The organism is Streptomyces sp. NPDC059649 (assembly GCF_042734445.1).
GTDB lineage: Bacteria > Actinomycetota > Actinomycetes > Streptomycetales > Streptomycetaceae > Streptomyces.
The window spans coordinates 17859-33376 of sequence record NZ_JBHWDV010000064.1; the positions used below are offsets into that span (position 1 = coordinate 17859).

Annotated in this window: 14 protein-coding genes; 4 read left to right on the plus strand and 10 right to left on the minus strand. The window is 72.9% G+C overall.

The annotated features are described in order from the left end of the window. Window positions 1-23: 23 nt before the first annotated feature. The 4 genes from ACFV1J_RS35875 to ACFV1J_RS35890 all read right to left on the minus strand — a co-directional run bounded on the left by ACFV1J_RS35875 (window position 24) and on the right by ACFV1J_RS35890 (window position 3272). Window positions 24-500 (minus strand): DUF5304 domain-containing protein, encoded by a 477-nt coding sequence (locus tag ACFV1J_RS35875; RefSeq protein WP_385865405.1) that lies wholly within the window; start codon window positions 498-500, stop codon window positions 24-26. A 115-nt stretch (window positions 501-615) separates the two neighbouring features. After that, a complete protein-coding gene (locus tag ACFV1J_RS35880; protein ID WP_385865407.1) occupies window positions 616-1818 on the minus strand; it encodes an ArsA family ATPase in 1203 nt (400 codons plus the stop codon). 2 nt (window positions 1819-1820) lie between these two features. Further along, window positions 1821-2321 (minus strand): SRPBCC family protein, encoded by a 501-nt coding sequence (locus ACFV1J_RS35885; protein WP_385865409.1) that lies wholly within the window; start codon window positions 2319-2321, stop codon window positions 1821-1823. A gap of 174 nt (window positions 2322-2495) precedes the next feature. After that, the gene (locus ACFV1J_RS35890; protein ID WP_385865411.1) at window positions 2496-3272 is read right to left on the minus strand and encodes a metallophosphoesterase; all 777 of its coding nucleotides are present in this window, start codon (window positions 3270-3272) and stop codon (window positions 2496-2498) included. Window positions 3273-3556: 284 nt separating this feature from the next. Here ACFV1J_RS35890 and ACFV1J_RS35895 point away from each other — a divergent pair, with 284 nt between their 5' ends. Beyond that, a complete protein-coding gene (locus tag ACFV1J_RS35895; protein WP_385865413.1) occupies window positions 3557-5353 on the plus strand; it encodes an AMP-dependent synthetase/ligase in 1797 nt (598 codons plus the stop codon). 88 nt (window positions 5354-5441) lie between these two features. Here ACFV1J_RS35895 and ACFV1J_RS35900 read toward each other — a convergent pair whose 3' ends face one another. Further along, window positions 5442-6584, minus strand: coding sequence for a glycosyltransferase family 4 protein (locus tag ACFV1J_RS35900; RefSeq protein WP_385865415.1), 1143 nt, complete (start codon window positions 6582-6584; stop codon window positions 5442-5444). A gap of 128 nt (window positions 6585-6712) precedes the next feature. Here ACFV1J_RS35900 and ACFV1J_RS35905 point away from each other — a divergent pair, with 128 nt between their 5' ends. After that, window positions 6713-8011 (plus strand): glycosyltransferase 87 family protein, encoded by a 1299-nt coding sequence (locus ACFV1J_RS35905; RefSeq protein WP_385865418.1) that lies wholly within the window; start codon window positions 6713-6715, stop codon window positions 8009-8011. Here the strand turns inward: ACFV1J_RS35905 and ACFV1J_RS35910 are convergent. The 5 genes from ACFV1J_RS35910 to ACFV1J_RS35930 form a co-directional block, all read right to left on the minus strand. Then, entirely contained in the window at window positions 7965-9353 is a 1389-nt protein-coding gene (locus tag ACFV1J_RS35910) for a hypothetical protein (protein WP_385865421.1), read from the minus strand. The genes ACFV1J_RS35905 and ACFV1J_RS35910 overlap by 47 nt on opposite strands. Before the next feature lie 52 nt (window positions 9354-9405). Then, entirely contained in the window at window positions 9406-10452 is a 1047-nt protein-coding gene (locus ACFV1J_RS35915) for an NlpC/P60 family protein (RefSeq protein ID WP_385865424.1), read from the minus strand. A gap of 289 nt (window positions 10453-10741) precedes the next feature. Continuing rightward, window positions 10742-11767 (minus strand): NlpC/P60 family protein, encoded by a 1026-nt coding sequence (locus ACFV1J_RS35920; RefSeq protein ID WP_385865427.1) that lies wholly within the window; start codon window positions 11765-11767, stop codon window positions 10742-10744. A gap of 311 nt (window positions 11768-12078) precedes the next feature. Beyond that, window positions 12079-13452 carry an NYN domain-containing protein gene (locus tag ACFV1J_RS35925; protein ID WP_385865429.1) on the minus strand — a complete coding sequence of 458 codons (1374 nt, stop codon included), beginning with the start codon at window positions 13450-13452 and terminating at the stop codon, window positions 12079-12081. Between the two features lie 18 nt (window positions 13453-13470). Continuing rightward, the gene (locus ACFV1J_RS35930; RefSeq protein WP_385865432.1) at window positions 13471-13710 is read right to left on the minus strand and encodes a hypothetical protein; all 240 of its coding nucleotides are present in this window, start codon (window positions 13708-13710) and stop codon (window positions 13471-13473) included. Window positions 13711-14049: 339 nt separating this feature from the next. Here ACFV1J_RS35930 and ACFV1J_RS35935 point away from each other — a divergent pair, with 339 nt between their 5' ends. Next, window positions 14050-14730, plus strand: coding sequence for a rhomboid family intramembrane serine protease (locus ACFV1J_RS35935; RefSeq protein WP_385865440.1), 681 nt, complete (start codon window positions 14050-14052; stop codon window positions 14728-14730). Beyond that, window positions 14727-15008: an Lrp/AsnC family transcriptional regulator gene (locus ACFV1J_RS35940; RefSeq protein WP_030415457.1), complete on the plus strand. Its 282-nt coding sequence runs from the start codon at window positions 14727-14729 to the stop codon at window positions 15006-15008. The genes ACFV1J_RS35935 and ACFV1J_RS35940 overlap by 4 nt, the downstream gene beginning before the upstream one ends. The last annotated feature ends 510 nt before the right edge of the window (window positions 15009-15518 follow it).

Here is a 15518-nt window from a genome sequence, read left to right on the forward strand (position 1 = left end):
GACCCACCGTACCGGAGCTCGGGTCAGTCGAGATCGATTCGCTCGGTGCCGGTGGGACCGTCGTCGTCCCGCGGGTCGTCGGCACGGCCGGTGGCGGGCCGGTCGGTGAGGTCGTCGCGGGTCCAGCGGCGCTCGCTGCGCTCGACGGCGGAGCGGTAGGCGGCGACGAGTTCGGAGCCGGCCGCGGCGAGGTGGTCGAAGATGTCGGGGTTGCGCTCGATGACCGGTTCGACGGCGGCCCGGGCCTGCTTGAACAGCTGGCTCACGGCGCTCTGCGCGGCCATCCCGCCGAGCGCGCCGGGCAGCTGGATGCCGGCGAGCTTGTCGGTCACCGCCTCGGCGAGCTTGCGCAGCTCCTCGGCGGCGCTGCCCGGCTGGGGGCCGTACTCGGACCGGCGGCGGGCCTTCTCCGCGGCGAGGTCCTCGGCGCAGGCGGTCTCCCAGGCGTCGGCGTCGGGCCCGGCCGCGCGGTCGGCGGGGCGCTCGGTGGCATCGCTCATGTTGAACTCCGTGGACTGCTGCGGCGGGGCGTACGGCGAGTCGGGTCCGGGTCGGGCGCGCGCGGGGGCGGGCTCCTGGCCCACTCCCGACGTTACCCGAACGGTGGTACCGCGTTCAGTCGCTCTTGGGCCACAGGTCGGGATCGGGGGTGAAACGGATCTCCAGCACGCCGTCGCGGAGGCCGGCGCCGGAGACCGAGCAGCGGCGGAGCGCGGAGGGCAGGGTGCGGATCCGGCGGAACCGGCCGACCGTCACCACGACCTCGTCGCCGCGGCGCACCAGGCCGAGGCCCCGTCGCTCGGCACCGGGCAGCGGCACCCGCCAGACCAGGATGCCGTCGGTGGCGAGCCGGTCCTCGACGGTCCAGGGGTCGCGGCGGTCCGCCGCGGCGGGGGCCGGGACGCCGATCCCGCCGTCCGGTCCGCCGATCAACTCGTCCAGTTCCGCGACGCCCTGGGGGTGGCGGCCCAGGTGCGGCACCTCGTGGACGGGGACGTCGGGGAACTCCTCGCGCAGCGCCTTGAGGGCGGTCTGCTGGCTGCCGGAGAGCGCGGCGAGGAACGGGTCGGCGGAGCCGGTGGGCAGCAGCCGGTTGACGACCACGCCGTCGGTGCGGCGGCCGTGCAGGGCCAGGCCGGCGCGGATGGTGCGCAGGTTGGCGGCGGCGACCGGGCCGGCCTCGGTGACCAGGCGGACGGAGGTGCCGGGGTCGTCGATCGCCTGCTGGACGGCGGCGAGTTCGCTCTCCCAGCGGCCGGCGGCGTCGTACAGCTTCTGGGCCGGCATCGGGACGCCGGCGAGCTGGGCGAGGACCGGGCGCAGCGCGCGGGCGGCCTGGCGCTCGGGCGGCAGCAGCCGGCGGAGGTAGCGGCGGACCTGGGCGGGGAGCGCCAGCAGCCGGATCGTTTCGGCCGCCGAGGGCATGTCGACGACGACCAGGTCCCAGTCGTCCGAGGCGTGTTCGGCGCGCAGCGCCTGGAGCAGGGCGAAGTCCTCGGCGCCGGGGAGTTCGGTCAGTTCGTCCTCGTCGAGGGGCGCGGCGCCCAGCAGGTCGAGGGCGGTGCCGGCGCGCTCCTGGAAGGCGAGGAATTCCTGCCGGAAGCGGTCGCCGGGGTCGATGCGGCGGGCGTGCAGGCCGGGCGCTATCGGGGTGGGCCGCTCGGCGCGGAGCGGGGTGCCCAGGACCGTTTCGCAGGCGCTGCTCTCGGTGGTGAGCAGCAGCGCCCGGGCACCTTGCCGGGCGCCGGCCAGGGCGGTCGCGGCGGCGAGCGTGGTGCGGCCCGCACCGCCGGGGCCGGTGACGAGGACGGTGCGCACGTTCAGAGCTTCTTGGCCTCGTCGGCGGGGGCGGCCTCGTCGGCGGGCGCCGGGTCGGCGTCGGGGTGGCTCTCGACGCGCCGCTTCAGCCCTTCCAGGGCGCGCTCGATGATGACCTTCTCGGCCTTGCGCTTGATCATGCCGAGCATCGGGATCTTGACGTCGACGGTGAGCTGGTACGTGACCTCGGTGGCGGTGCCGCCGTGCAGCGCGGCGAGGCGGTAGGAGCCGTCGAGGGCGCGCAGCATCTGGGACTTGACCAGGGACCAGCTGACCTCGTCGGGGCCGGTCCAGGTGTAGGCGAGGGTGTGGTCGTCCTTGATCGCGCCGGCGTCGAGCAGCAGCCGGACCTGTACCGCGCGGCCCTGGTCGTCCTCGGCGAGCACCTCCGCCTCCTTGACCTCTCCGGTCCACTCCGGGTAGCGGTCAAAGTCGGCGATCACTCCCATCACTTCGGCGGGTGCCGCCTCGATCGTGATGCTAGAGCTGGTGTGTTCGGCCATCGCCGTGACTCCTCCATGCCGATTGGTGCCGGTCCGCCGACGCTCACGCGGTGTCCGCAAGGTGCTGTCTCTGCTGCTGAAGGCTACCGCGCGGGGAAACCCGGGAGTACGCAGCCGTACGCAGCCGTACGCAGACGGTACGCGGACCGGATGCGTACCGGTCACGGCCGGGGCTCACCACGTCAGGACGTAGGGCATACCGGTCGCATTGAAATGGCCGACATTGATGCATTCGGTGCCGCCGATGCGCATCCGGCGGGCGAGCGGCTGGTGGACGTGGCCGAAGAGGGAGTAGCGGGGGCGGGTGGTGCGGATGGCGTCCAGCAGCGCGGCGCTGCCGCGTTCGAAGCGGCGGGCGACGGTGTCGTAGCAGAGATCGGGGACGTCCGGCGGGATGTGGGTGCACAGCACGTCCACCTCGCCGACCGCCTCGATCTTGGCGGCGTACTCCTCGTCGCTGATCTCGTACGGGGTCCGCATCGGGCTGGTGAGTCCGCCGCCGACGAAGCCGAAGACCCGGCCGCCGATCTCCACCCGTTGGCCGTCGAGGACGGTGGTGCCGGGTCCGGCGTATTCGGGCCACAGGCGCGGCATGTCGACATTGCCGTAGGTGGCGTACGTGGGGGTCGGGAAGGCCGCGAAGAGTTCGGCGTACTGCTTGCGGACCGCGCCCTCGATGACCGCCTCGCGGCTGTGGCCGGCGGCGTCGAGTTCGGCCCAGAGCCGGCGGCCCAGTGCGCGGGCCTCGTCGAAGCGGCGGGCGGTGCGCAGTTCGACCAGGGTGTCGGCGTGCGCGACGCCGAAGAGGTCGGGGAAGATGCCGCGCGAGTGGTCGGCGTAGTCGAGGAAGAGCACCAGGTCACCGAGGCAGACCAGGGCATCGGCACCGTCCCCGGCGGCCGCCAGGTCCCGGCTGTTGCCGTGTACGTCACTGACCACATGCACGCGCATGGCGTCACCCTAGATCGCCCGTGGAGCAAGGGGGGAGGGGCCCCCACCGGTTCGCCGGGCCGCGGTTACTTTCGGGTCACCGACCCGCTGGTCTAGTCTGCGCGCAACAGTCCCCATGGCGTGTCCGCAAGCGTGTGACGCATCGAACATCTGGTCGCGACCCCCTATCCCAAAAGCAATACCGGTGGGTAACGTCCGGGCAGTCCAATCCCCCAGCATGATCATGGACCGCCGTCGGTGTACGCACAGCGTCGTGGCGCCGGCGCTTTTGAGGAGCAGCAGTCTTGCGCGAGTTCAGCCTTCCGGCCCTGTACGAGGTCCCCGCGGACGGCAATCTGACGGATCTCATCCGCCGAAATGCCGCGCAGCACCCGGATGTTGCCGTCATGGGGCGCAAGGTGAACGGCGAGTGGCAGGACGTCACCGCCGTCGCCTTCCTCGCCGAGGTCCGCGCCGTCGCCAAGGGCCTGATGGCCTCCGGAATCCAGCCCGGTGACCGGGTCGGGCTGATGTCGCGCACCCGTTACGAGTGGACGCTGCTGGACTTCGCCATCTGGAGCGCCGGCGCGATCACCGTGCCCGTGTACGAGACCAGTTCCGCCGAGCAGATCCAGTGGATCCTCGGTGACTCCGGTGCGGTGGCCTGTCTGGTGGAGAGCCCCACCCACGAGGCGACCGTCGAATCGGTCCGCGACCGGCTGCCCGAGCTGGAGAACATCTGGCAGATCGAGCGGGACGCGATCGCCCGGCTGCGGGCCGCCGGCGCCGAGCTCACCGACGACGAGGTCGACGCCCGCAGCGCGCTCGCCGACGCGGACTCGCCCGCCACGATCGTCTACACCTCGGGGACCACCGGCCGCCCCAAGGGCTGTGTGCTCAGCCACCGCAGCTTCTTCGCCGAGTGCGGCAACATCGTCGAGCGGCTGCGCCCGCTGTTCCGCACCGGTGACTCCTCGGTCCTGCTGTTCCTGCCCATCGCGCACGTCTTCGGCCGCCTGGTGCAGGTCGCCTCCGTGATGGCCCCGATCAAGCTGGGCCACGCCCCCGACATCAAGAACCTCACCGAGGACCTCGCGTCCTTCCGGCCGACGCTGGTCCTGGGCGTGCCCCGGGTCTTCGAGAAGGTCTACAACTCGGCCCGGGCGAAGGCGCAGGCCGACGGCAAGGGCAAGATCTTCGACAAGGCGGCGGACACCGCGATCGCCTACAGCCGGGCGCTGGACACCCCCGACGGTCCGCCGCTCGGCCTGAAGCTCAAGTACAAGGTCTTCGACCGGCTGGTCTACGGCAAGCTGCGCGCGGTGCTCGGCGGCCGGGCCACCCACGCGATCTCCGGCGGCGCGCCGCTCGGCGAGCGGCTGGGCCACTTCTTCCGCGGCATCGGCTTCACCGCCCTGGAGGGCTACGGCCTGACGGAGTCGTGCGCGGCCACCGCGTTCAACCCCTGGGACCGGCAGAAGATCGGCACCGTCGGCCAGCCGCTGCCCGGCTCGGTGGTCCGGATCGCCGACGACGGCGAGGTCCTGCTGCACGGTGAGCACCTCTTCACCGAGTACTGGAACAACCCCACGGCCACCGAAGAGGCGCTCTCCGACGGCTGGTTCCACACCGGCGACCTCGGCACCCTCGACGAGGACGGCTATCTGGCCATCACCGGCCGCAAGAAGGAGATCCTGGTCACCGCGGGCGGCAAGAACGTCGCGCCGGCCGTCATCGAGGACCGCATCCGGGCGCACGCGCTGATCGCCGAGTGCATGGTGGTCGGCGACGGCCGGCCGTTCATCGGCGCGCTGGTCACCCTCGACGAGGAGTTCCTGCCGCGCTGGGCCGAGGAGCACGGCCGCCCGGCCGGCAGCACCCCGGCCGAACTGGCCACGGACCCGGAGCTGCTCGCCGCGGTCCAGCGGGCCGTCGACGACGGCAACGCGGCCGTCTCGCAGGCCGAGTCGGTGCGCAAGTTCCGTATCCTGCCGACCCAGTTCACCGAGGAGTCGGGCCATGTCACGCCGTCGCTGAAGCTGAAGCGGAACGTGGTCGCCAAGGACTTCGCGGAGGAGATCGAGGCGATCTACCGGGGCTGACGACATCCCTGGTGAGCTTGGCCGGAAACCGCCGCCGTGGCCGTGTGCCGCGGCGGCGGTTCGCATACCGGCGCCCCCACGGCCCCGGCTACAGCAGCTCCTTGAGCCGTTCCGCCAGCAGGTCCCAGCGCCACTTCTCCTCCACCCAGGCCCGCCCGCGCTCGCCCATGGTGCGGCGCAGACCGGGGTCCTTGAGCAGGGTGACCAGGCGTTCCGCGGTGGGGGTCGGCGAGCCGCCGGGGACCACCCAGCCGGTCTCGCCGTCCAGCACCGCGTCCGGCGCACCGCCGGAGTCGCCCGCCACCACGGGCAGTCCGGTGGCCGAGGCCTCCAGATAGACGATGCCCAGCCCCTCGACGTCGAGGCCGCCGCGGCGGGTGCGGCAGGGCATCGCGAAGACGTCACCGGCGCCGAAGTGGGCCGGCAGCTCCTCCCACGGCACCGCGCCGGTGAAGCGCACGGATTCCGCCACGCCCTTCTCCCGCGCCAGCGCGCGCAGCTCCTTCTCGTACGGGCCGCCGCCGACGATCAGCAGGACGGCGTCCGGGACGGCGGCGAGGACCGCCGGCATCGCCTCGATGAGCGTGTCCTGGCCCTTGCGCGGCACGAGACGGGAGACGCAGACCACGACCGGGCGGTCGGCCAGGCCGAGCCGGGCGCGCACCTCGTCGCCGCCCGAGCCGGAGTGGAAGGTCTTCTCGTCGACGCCGGGCGGGAGTTGGACCATCCGGGAGGCGGCCGCCGGGGTCAGCGCGGCGGCGATCCGGGAGCGGGTGTACTCGCCGAGGTAGGTGAGGGTGTCGGTGCCCTCGCCGATCCGCCGCAGCAGTTGCCGGGCGCCCGGCAGCTGCGCCCAGCCCGCCTCGTGGCCGTGCGTGGTCGCCACGATCCGCCGCGCGCCGGCCGCGCGGAGGGCGGGCGCCATCAGGCCGAGCGGTGCCGCGGCACCGAACCAGACGGAGGAACAGCCGTGTGCGCGCAGCAGGCCGACGGCCCGCCGGGTCACCCTCGGGGTGGGCAGCAGCATCGTCGTACGGTCCCGGACCACCGGGAACGGCTGGTCGGCGTCGAAGGCGGCGGTGGCCGCGCGGCCCTCCGCGCTCCGCTTCCAGGTCGAGGCGTAGACGACCACCTGGTTCGGGTCCAGGCGCAGCGCCATGCTGTGCAGGAAGGCCTGGATGCCGCCGGGCCGGGGCGGGAAGTCGTTCGTGACGATCAGGGTCTTGTGCACGAGGCCCGAGGCTACCCGCCGCCGGGCGCACGGTGGCCGGGCGGCCCGCCACGCCCGTACCACGGCGACACCCCGTGACCGGCCGCCGACGGCATGATGCAGACGACGGCTGACAGGCGGAGGTGGCGATGGACGGTGCCGGCGGGGCGCGCGGGAGATGGCTCGCGGTCGCGGCCTGGGCGGTGACCCGGGCCGTGCTGCTGCTCTGCGTGCTGAAGGTGCTGGTGCTGCCCGGGCCGGACGTCACCACCGATGTGTCGGTGATCTACCACGGCTGGGCCGAGGTGCTGCGGACCGGCACCTTCCCGCTGGACGACGTGACCTGGCAGTACCCGCCGGCCGCCGCGATGGCGGTGCTCTCCCCCGGCCTGCTGCCGTTCCTCGGTTACGCCCCGGCGTTCTTCGTGCTGGTCCTACTCACGGACGCGGCGACGCTGACGCTGTTCCTGCGGGCCGGGCGGCGACCCGGCCACCGGGCGGCCGGGGCCTGGGTGTGGATCGTGGGCGTCGCCCTCCTGGGCCCGACCGGGTACGCCCGCTACGACCTGATGGTCACCGCGGTCGCGGTCGCGGCGCTGCTCTGGGCCGCCCGCCGGCCCCGGCTGGCGGGCGCGCTGATCGCGTTCGGGACGCTGCTGAAGGTGTGGCCGGCGCTGTTGCTGACCGGGGCGGCGCTGCGCGGCCGCGGGGCGCGGGCCCTGTGGCGCAGCGCGGCCCGCACCGGGGCCGGGCTCACCCTGCTCTTCGTGGCCGCCGCACCGGGCGCGCTGGCGTTCCTGACCTTCCAGCGTGACCGCGGTACGGAGGTCGAGTCGCTCGGTGGGCTGGTGTTCCACCTCGCCCGCCACTACGGCTGGGACGGCCAGGTGCTGCTGAACTACGGCTCGGTGGAGTTCCTCGGGCCCGGCGTCCCGCTCGTCAGCACCCTCGCGGTCGTGCTGAGCGGGGCGGCGCTGGGCTGGCTGGTGCTGTGGCGGACGCGGGCGCGCCGGTTCACCCGGGCGACGCCCGCCGACGCGGCCTTCACCGCCACCCTGCTGTTCACCACCACGAGCCGGGTGATCAGCCCGCAGTACCTGCTGTGGCTGGTGGGGCTGGCCGCGGTGTGCCTGGCCGTCCGCGGCAGCCGGCAGACGCCGCCGGCGGTGCTGGTGGTGCTCGCCACCGGCGTCACGCTGCTGGAGTTCCCGGTCCACTTCGCCGACGTCGTGGCCAGCGCCCCCTGGGGCATCGCGCTGCTGGCGGTGCGCAACGGGCTGCTGGTCGCCGCGTCGCTGCTGGCCTGCCGCCGGCTGTGGACCGCCACCGGGGCCGGCCGTCGCGGCACCGGGAGCGGGGACGGCGGCCATCGGCTGCGCCGGGCGCCCGTGCCGCGCACCGTCACCGCGCCAGCAGCTGCTTCACATAGGCCCGCCACTGCCGGGTGAACTCGCCCAGCCCGATGCCCAGTTGGGTCCGCAGGGCCCGGTCCGTGGCCTCGGTGCGGCCGGCCGCCGGACGGTGGCCGGCACCGGCGGCCGGGGGCGCCGGACGGGCCGCGGCGGGCCCGGCGGTGGCCGCCTCGATCGGCGCTTCCCCGGTCGCCCCCGAGGTGCGCAGCGCGCTCCGGCCCGCCGCCTTGTAGAACGCCAGCAGCTTGGCCTCGCCCCATTTCTCGGCGATCATGCGGCAGGCCAGCCAGCTGCCCTCGTACGCCGTCGCCAGCCGGTCGGCGCCGGCCCGGAAGCCGAAGTCGGCGTCGGTCGGCAGCCGGCCGGGCGGTTTGCCGGCCCGTACCGCGCGGGTCAGTTCGGGCGCGGCGGTGGCGGGCGTGCGGTGCACCCCGCGGTAGGCGACCCAGTCGGCGAAGCCCTCGGACAACCACAGCGGGGTGGCGGCCGTGGTGACCGTACGGGTGGCGACATGGGTGGTCTCGTGGGTGAGGACGACCTTGCGGCCCAGGTTGTTGAGCTCCTGGTAGGCGTCCGGGTTGACGATCACCCGGTCCGCCGGCGCGTTGGTGGTGACGCCCGCCTCGCCGGTGGTGACCGCCGCGATGCCGCTGTAGCCGGACGGGTCGTCGCTGCCCATGAGCTGCGCCATCCGCTCGACCGAGTCCGGTGCCTCCACCACGACCTTCTCCGACCACTTGCCCTTCCAGGCCGCGGAGACCGCGGGCACCGCCCGGTCCACCCGGTGTGCCAGGTCCCGCAGCCGCGTCGGATGGGAGGCGCCGCCCAGCACCAGGCTGTGCCGGCCGCGGACCACCCGTACCGGGCCCTGGTCCCACAGCTGGCGGTTGCCGCTGCGGCCGGCCGGTGCGCCGTCGCGGTCCGAGGAGATCAGCCAGCGGCCGTCCCGCTCGGTGAGGGTCAGGTACTGGACGGCGTTGACCGGCGCGGTGTCGTAGCCCTTGAGGCGGTAGCGCAGCCGGACCTTGGCGGCCAGCCGCTCGCCGCCGTCGCCGGGCGGCAGCGGGAAGGCGTCGGTGGCGTCGAGGTCGTAGTGCCAGTCGGTCACCGGGACGCCGGAGAGGTTGTCGAAGACGGCGCGCTGGCGGGCGCGGAAGGCGGTGGCCCGCGGGTCCACGGCGGCCAGGAAGCCGGCCTCGTCGCGCTGCTCGACGGCGTGCGCCCGGCTGTCGAGCATCCGCTGGACGTCCGGGAAACGGGCCGACGACGAGGGGGCGGGGGCGCAGCCGGCCAGCGGGGCGAGCAGCGCGAGTCCGCTCAGGGCGGCGCAGGCCGCCGCCCCGGCCCGTACCGGCCGTTTCGCCCGCTGGTCCGACATGCGGACGATCGTAGAGCCGGCCCGGCCGGGGCAAAAACGCAGGGAGCGGTGCTCAGGGCCGGGTGACGGCCGAGATCGGCATCATCCCGACCGGGTCGTAGCGCACCCGGGCGCCGGGATAGGGCGCGTGCACGACCTGGCCGTTGCCGACGTACATCCCGACGTGGCTGGCGTCCGAGCGGTAGATGACCAGGTCCCCGGGCCGGATCCGGCCGAGCGGCACGGGATGCCCGGCGCCGCGCTGGGCCTGTGACGTACGGGGCAGCGAGACGCCGGCCCGGCGGTAGGCCCATTGGGTGAGTCCGGAGCAGTCGAAGGCGCCGGGGCCGGCGCTCCCCCAGGCGTACGGGGAGCCGACCGCGGCACGTACCGCGGCGACGGCCGCGGCGGCCCGCCCGGAGGCCGGCAGCGCCCCGGCCGGGTCGGGCACCGCCCCGGGGCGCCCCTCGCGGCGGGCGGCCCGCTCCCAGGCCTCCCGGTCGGCGCGGGGCAGCGCGTTCAGCAGCCGTTGGGCGGTGGCCAGCTTGCGCTGGACGTCCTTCTTGTGGCGGGCGACCTGCTTGCGGCCGGCCTCCAGCTCGGCGAGCTTGGCGGCGGTCTCCCGGCGCTGCTGTTCCAGGGAGCGCTGGGCGGCGCGCAGTTCGTGCAGCCGGTCGGCCTGGTGGCGGCCGAGCCGGTTCAGCGCGGAGGCCTTCTCCAGGTAGCTGTCGGGGCGCTCGGAGAGCATCAGCTTCAGGGCCGGGTCCATGCCGCCGGCGCGGTACTGGGCGGCGGCCAGCGCACCGAGCCGGCCGCGCATCCGGTTGACCCGCTCCTGGGCGCGGGCGGTGCGGTCCTGGAGGTCGGCCACCTCGGCGCGCAGCCGCTTGCTCCGGGCGTCCGCGCCGTTGTACTTCTCGGTGGCCCGCTCCGCCTGTTCGTAGAGGGCGTCGACCCGCGTGGTGGCCGTCTCGCGGCCGGCGGACGGGCGGCCGGCGGGGTCGGCGGACGCCGGCGGTGCCGACAGCGCGGCGGCCGCGGTCGCCAGGGCGGCGGACAGAACGGTGACCCCGGCGAGGGTGGCCTGGCCGTGCTGCGAGGTACGGCGGTGGGACGCCACGGGAGCCGCACTCCTTCCCATGTGCAGCCCCTGCCGCCCGGGAGGGCGGTCGGTGACCGGATGCTGCGAGGGCAGACAGTAACGGCGCCGGTCCACACCGACCAAAGACCCCATTTCGTACGCAAAAAGCCGCCCCACCGGTGACTGTGCAGGTCACCGGCGGGGCGGCGGGTCAGCCGTCAAGGCCGCAATTCGCCCGTTCGGGCGGCAGGTTGAGAGGGTTGTGAGGCTTTTCAGACCCGTACACCGGCGCATTGGTCACACCGGTGGGCAGGAGCCCCGGGCGTTCTCAGACCCGCACGCCGAACATGAACGGCATGTTGTTGATCGACTCGTAGCGCACCGACGCACCGGGCTTCGGGGCGTGCAGCACGGTGCCGTTGCCGGCGTAGAGGCCGATGTGGTGCAGGTCGCCGTAGAAGAGCACGAGGTCGCCGGGCTTGAGGGCGCTCTGCGAGCCGATCCGGGTGCCGGCGTTGGCCTGCTGCTGCGAGGTGCGCGGCAGCGACTGGCCGGCCTGTGCGTAGGCCCAGGAGGTCAGACCGGAGCAGTCGAAGGACGACGGGCCGGTGGCGCCCCAGACGTAGGGCGAACCTATCTTGGACTGGGCGGCGGCGAGGGCGGCCGCACCGCGCTGCGAGGCCGGGACGTCGTCGCCGAGGTTGACCCGCTCGTTGCTGCGGTTGGCGCGGTCCTCCTTGGCCTGCATGGCCGCCCGCTCCTTGGCGGTCATGGAGTTGAGCAGCGCCTGCGCCTTGGCGAGCTTGGCCTTGATCTCGTCCTTCTTGTCGCCGAGCGCCTTACGGGTGTCGGCGAGGTCCTTGATCTTGGCCGCGGCCTCGGCGCGCTCCTGGGCGAGCCGGCGCTGCTTCTCGGCGATGACCTTGAGCTGCTCGGCCTGCTTGCCGCTCAACTGGTCGAGGGTGGCGGCCTTTTCGAGGTAGCTGTCCGGGTCACCGGAGAGGAACAGCTGGACGGAGGGGTCGATGGAACCGCTGCGGTACTGGCCGGAGGCGACCGCGCCCACGCTCTTGCGGAGCTGGTTCAGCTCGCCCTGTCCACGGGCGACCTTGTCCTGGAGGTCGTCGACCTCCTTCTGGAGCTTGTCCTGCTGCTCCTTGACGCCGTCGTACTTCTCGGTCGCCTGCTCCGCCTCGTTGTAGAGCTTGTCGACCTCGGACTTGACGTCCTTCTTCGACTGGTGGGGGTCGGCCTGGGCGACCTGGGACGACAGGGCGACGGCCGCCGCGGCGGTGGCGGTGAGCACGGTGACGCGAGTACGGCTCGGCTGCTTGGGTCGACGGTGGGACGCCACGGGGGCGAGCTCCTTCTTCCTCCAGCCGCCTACCGGGTGGGGGGGTGAACCCCGGCTCCGCGGGAACGCTGCGGACTCGGCGGTACCTTCACTGTTCATCCCGGTTGGATGATCACCTTAATGAAGGCTCGGGCCCTGACCTTAGTAACGGAGCTGTGATCGCTTCAAATCCCCAGGGGAAAAAACTGCGCCACCAGCCCCACTCTTTACCAACATCACACAGGCAGTAAGCGCCAATTGACGCTGAGATACGGATCGGTAGCACACGTCAAGCCGATTTCTTCCGGCCGGAATGCATTGCCGGTCCGGGCTCACGTACGGGCAAGTCGCTTGAGCAGCAACGCCGATGCGACCGGGCGGGCGCCGGCCTTGGCCACACCGTCCGCCACTTCGCGGTCCGTGGAGACCACCACGACCGGTCGGCCGGGCGGTTCGGCCCGTACCAGCTGACGAATCAACTCATCGGCCGTTACGCCCGGTTTGCTGAAAAGGACCCGTACGCCCCGAGGTGGTGCCAGCAGTACCGGTGCCGCCAGCTCCGCACCGTCGAAGACACAGGTCATCTCCGCGCCGGTCTGCGCCGCCAGCACCGCCAGCCCGCCCAGCAGCCGCAGCCGCTGCTTGTCCAGCGGCATGGTCGGATAGCCGGTTTTGGTGACGTTGTAGCCGTCCACCACCAAATGTGCCTGGGGCAGCGCCAGAAGCTGGTCCAGCAGCGCGGGGTCCATCTCGGACAGCGCACGCGTGGCGATGTCCCTCGGGGTCATCCGGCCCGGCGCGACCGCCTCGACGGTGTCGGCCGGGTGGATGCTGGCGGGCGGCAGGGCCAGCTCGCGACGCAGGCCCTGGGCGGCGTCCAGGACCGTGTCCAGCAGCAGCCGCAGCCGCATGTCCTCGACACTGCGCCCCTCGCGGGCGGCCCGCCGACTGGTCTCCAGCGCGGCCTCGGCCTCGGCGATCCGGGCCTTGAGCCGGCGCAGCTCACTGTCCGCCGTGGTCTTCTCCGTCGCCGCCCGGTCCCGCGCCTCGACCAGCGCGGACTCGGCCTTGCGGACCGCCGCCTCACCGCGCTTGACGTCGCTGAGCGCACTGCGCAGCTTGCGCCGCAGCGATTCGTTCTCCCGGCGGGCGGCCTCCAGGTCGCCCCGGATCCGCTCGGTCTCCGTACGCGCCTCGCCGCGCGCCTGCGCCAGTTCCTCGCGCAGCCGGGCCAGCTCCCGCTCGGCCTCCGCACCGGCCCGCTCGTCACGGGCCCGCTGCGCCTCCTCGCCGGCCGCCGCGACCAGCTTCACCCAGCCGTCCGGGCGCAGCACATAGGCGGCCGCGGCGACATCGAGCGGATCGGCGGCGGCCGGCGGGGTGCCGCCCTCCAGCGCCTCGGCGAGTTCCGGCTGGACCTCGCGCAACTTCCCGGCGATCCGCTGCCGGAAGACCGCGTCGCTCTCCAGCGCCGCGGCCATCGCGTTCCCGGCGAACTTCGCCCGACGGGTCGGGGTGAACCGGGCGTACTGCCGCAGCGGGGGCGGAAGTTCGGCGACGGTCAGCGCGCCGAACGACTCCGCGGTGAGCGCCACGACACGGCGCCGAACGCCCTCGGGCAGCGGTCGGTCGAGCACCTCGTCCGCCGCACCCTCGGGTACGTCATGACGCTCGGCCCCCGGCTCCCCTTCTGGACGGTCCACCACGGCTGCCTCGCTCCGATCTCAGGCGCTCGCGCCCGGCCGGTCCACCAATTCGATCTGGTCGACCGCGTTGCACCAGCGGCAGCGCACGGACTCGATGCTCTCACTGAGGACCTCGCGCTCCTCCACCTTGGGCTCGCCGGCCAGGTCAAGGTGGACGTACTCCACTACCTTGGCCTGGCGGGTCACGTCGAAACGGGTGAGGTTGCCGCACAGCGTGCAGCGCCACCGGGTTCCGGCCGTCGGCAGGGGAACAGCCATCGTGTCGTCCTCTTTCGTGCTCGTCGTGTCTCGTGCTGCTGCGCCGTTCACGCGGTGCGCCGTCGGACTGCGGAAGTACGCAAAGTACTGCCTGCAACCCTACGGCCTGATGGCGGGCGGGTGCGGCCCTGCCCGGGAGCCGGGACGCGGCGAGGCACTCTGTCCCGATTGCCCGCATTACGCCATGATCACTTCATGACGGCGCCGGCTCCCCCACCCCGTTCTCCCCGCTCTTCTCGTCCTTCCCTTCCCTGGCTCTTCTTCCGTACGCCGCGCTCCTCCGGCCCGCTCCCCCGCCCGCCGCATCCGGCCCGGTCCCTGGCCGCGGTGTTCTCCCGGCTGACGAACGTGCTGATCGCCCTGTGCTGTGCGGTCTTCGTGATCGGCCCGGCCTCGGGCCTGAACCGGACGTACGGCACCGGCGACGCGCTGCTCAGGGCCCAGACCGCGTACTTCGAGCGGTGGGGCGTGGTCCCCGTGGAGCTGTGGAGCGGTTCCCTGCGGGCGCTGATCACCCCGCTCTCCGCGCTGTTCGTGCACGGCAGCTGGCTGCATCTGCTCGGCAACATGCTGTTTCTCTACGTCTTCGGCGGGATGGCCGAGGCACGGATGGGCCGGCTGCCGTTCGCCGCCTTCTACCTCATCATCGGATACCTGGCGCTGCTCGGCTACGCGGCCGCGCACGCCGCCTCGGGCCAGACGCTGGTGGGCGCCTCCGGCTCGATCGCCGGCGTCCTCGGTGCCTTCCTGTACCTCTTCCCCCGGGCCAGGGTCACCAGCGTCTTCCCCTTCCTCTTCTTCCTCCCGCTGCGCTTCCCCGCCTGGGTCGTCCTTCTCTTCTGGTTCTTCCTCCAGTGGCAGGCCGCCCAGGACGACCCCCACGGCCCCGGCGTCGCCTACCTCGCCCACGTGATCGGCTTCGCCCTGGGCTTCCTCTACGCATGGCTGCGCTACCGGAGGGATAGTGTGGGGTCCACCAGCGGGAACGTCCGGGCGATTGAGGGAGAGAGCCAGCCGTGATCACGTCGATCGTGCTCATCAAGACCAGCGTGGACCAGATCCCGGAGATCGCCGAGAAGATCGCCGCGCTCGAAGGGGTCAGCGAGGTCTACTCCGTCACCGGCGCGCACGACCTGATCGCCATGGTCCGCGTCGCCAAGCACGACGACCTCGCGGACGTCATCCCCGGCCGCATCAGCAAGATCCCCGGCGTCGCCTCCACAGAAACGCACATCGCGTTCCGCACGTACTCGCAGCACGACCTTGAGGCCGCCTTCGCCATTGGGCTGGACGCCTAGCGCTGCGCTCTGCCTCGCCCCCACGTACCTGGCTGTCCCGCCGCGGGGCTTACTCGCCGTTCCGCTGCGCTTTGCGGCGCCCCGCACGTTGTCGGCCGTCCCGCCGTTGGGCTTGCTCGCCGTTGCGCCTGGCGGCGGGCGTGGTGTTTTCGGGTGCGGTGACAGCCCCACAGACTTCGTCCTCCGGTCTGTCCCCTCCCGTTGGTGGGTGGGAGAGGTGGGTGGGGGTGGGCGTTGTCGTTCGACAGTGTCTCGCGTTGTGCAATGTCTTGCGTCGTGCATGTCTTGCGTCGTGAGGTGTCTCGTGTCGTGCGGTGTCGGGAATACCGCCCCGGCCCGCCGAGTTGAGGCCCGCAAGGGGCGCTCCTATCCCTTACGGGATCTGTTCGGCCTCGCCCTAAGGGACCCCCGACGTCCACCCCCACCGCCCTCAACTTCCCCCCAACGGGAGGGGACGGGCCGGAGGGGCCTTGTTCGTGGACGTAAAGCGAAGCAGTCCACGAACAAGGC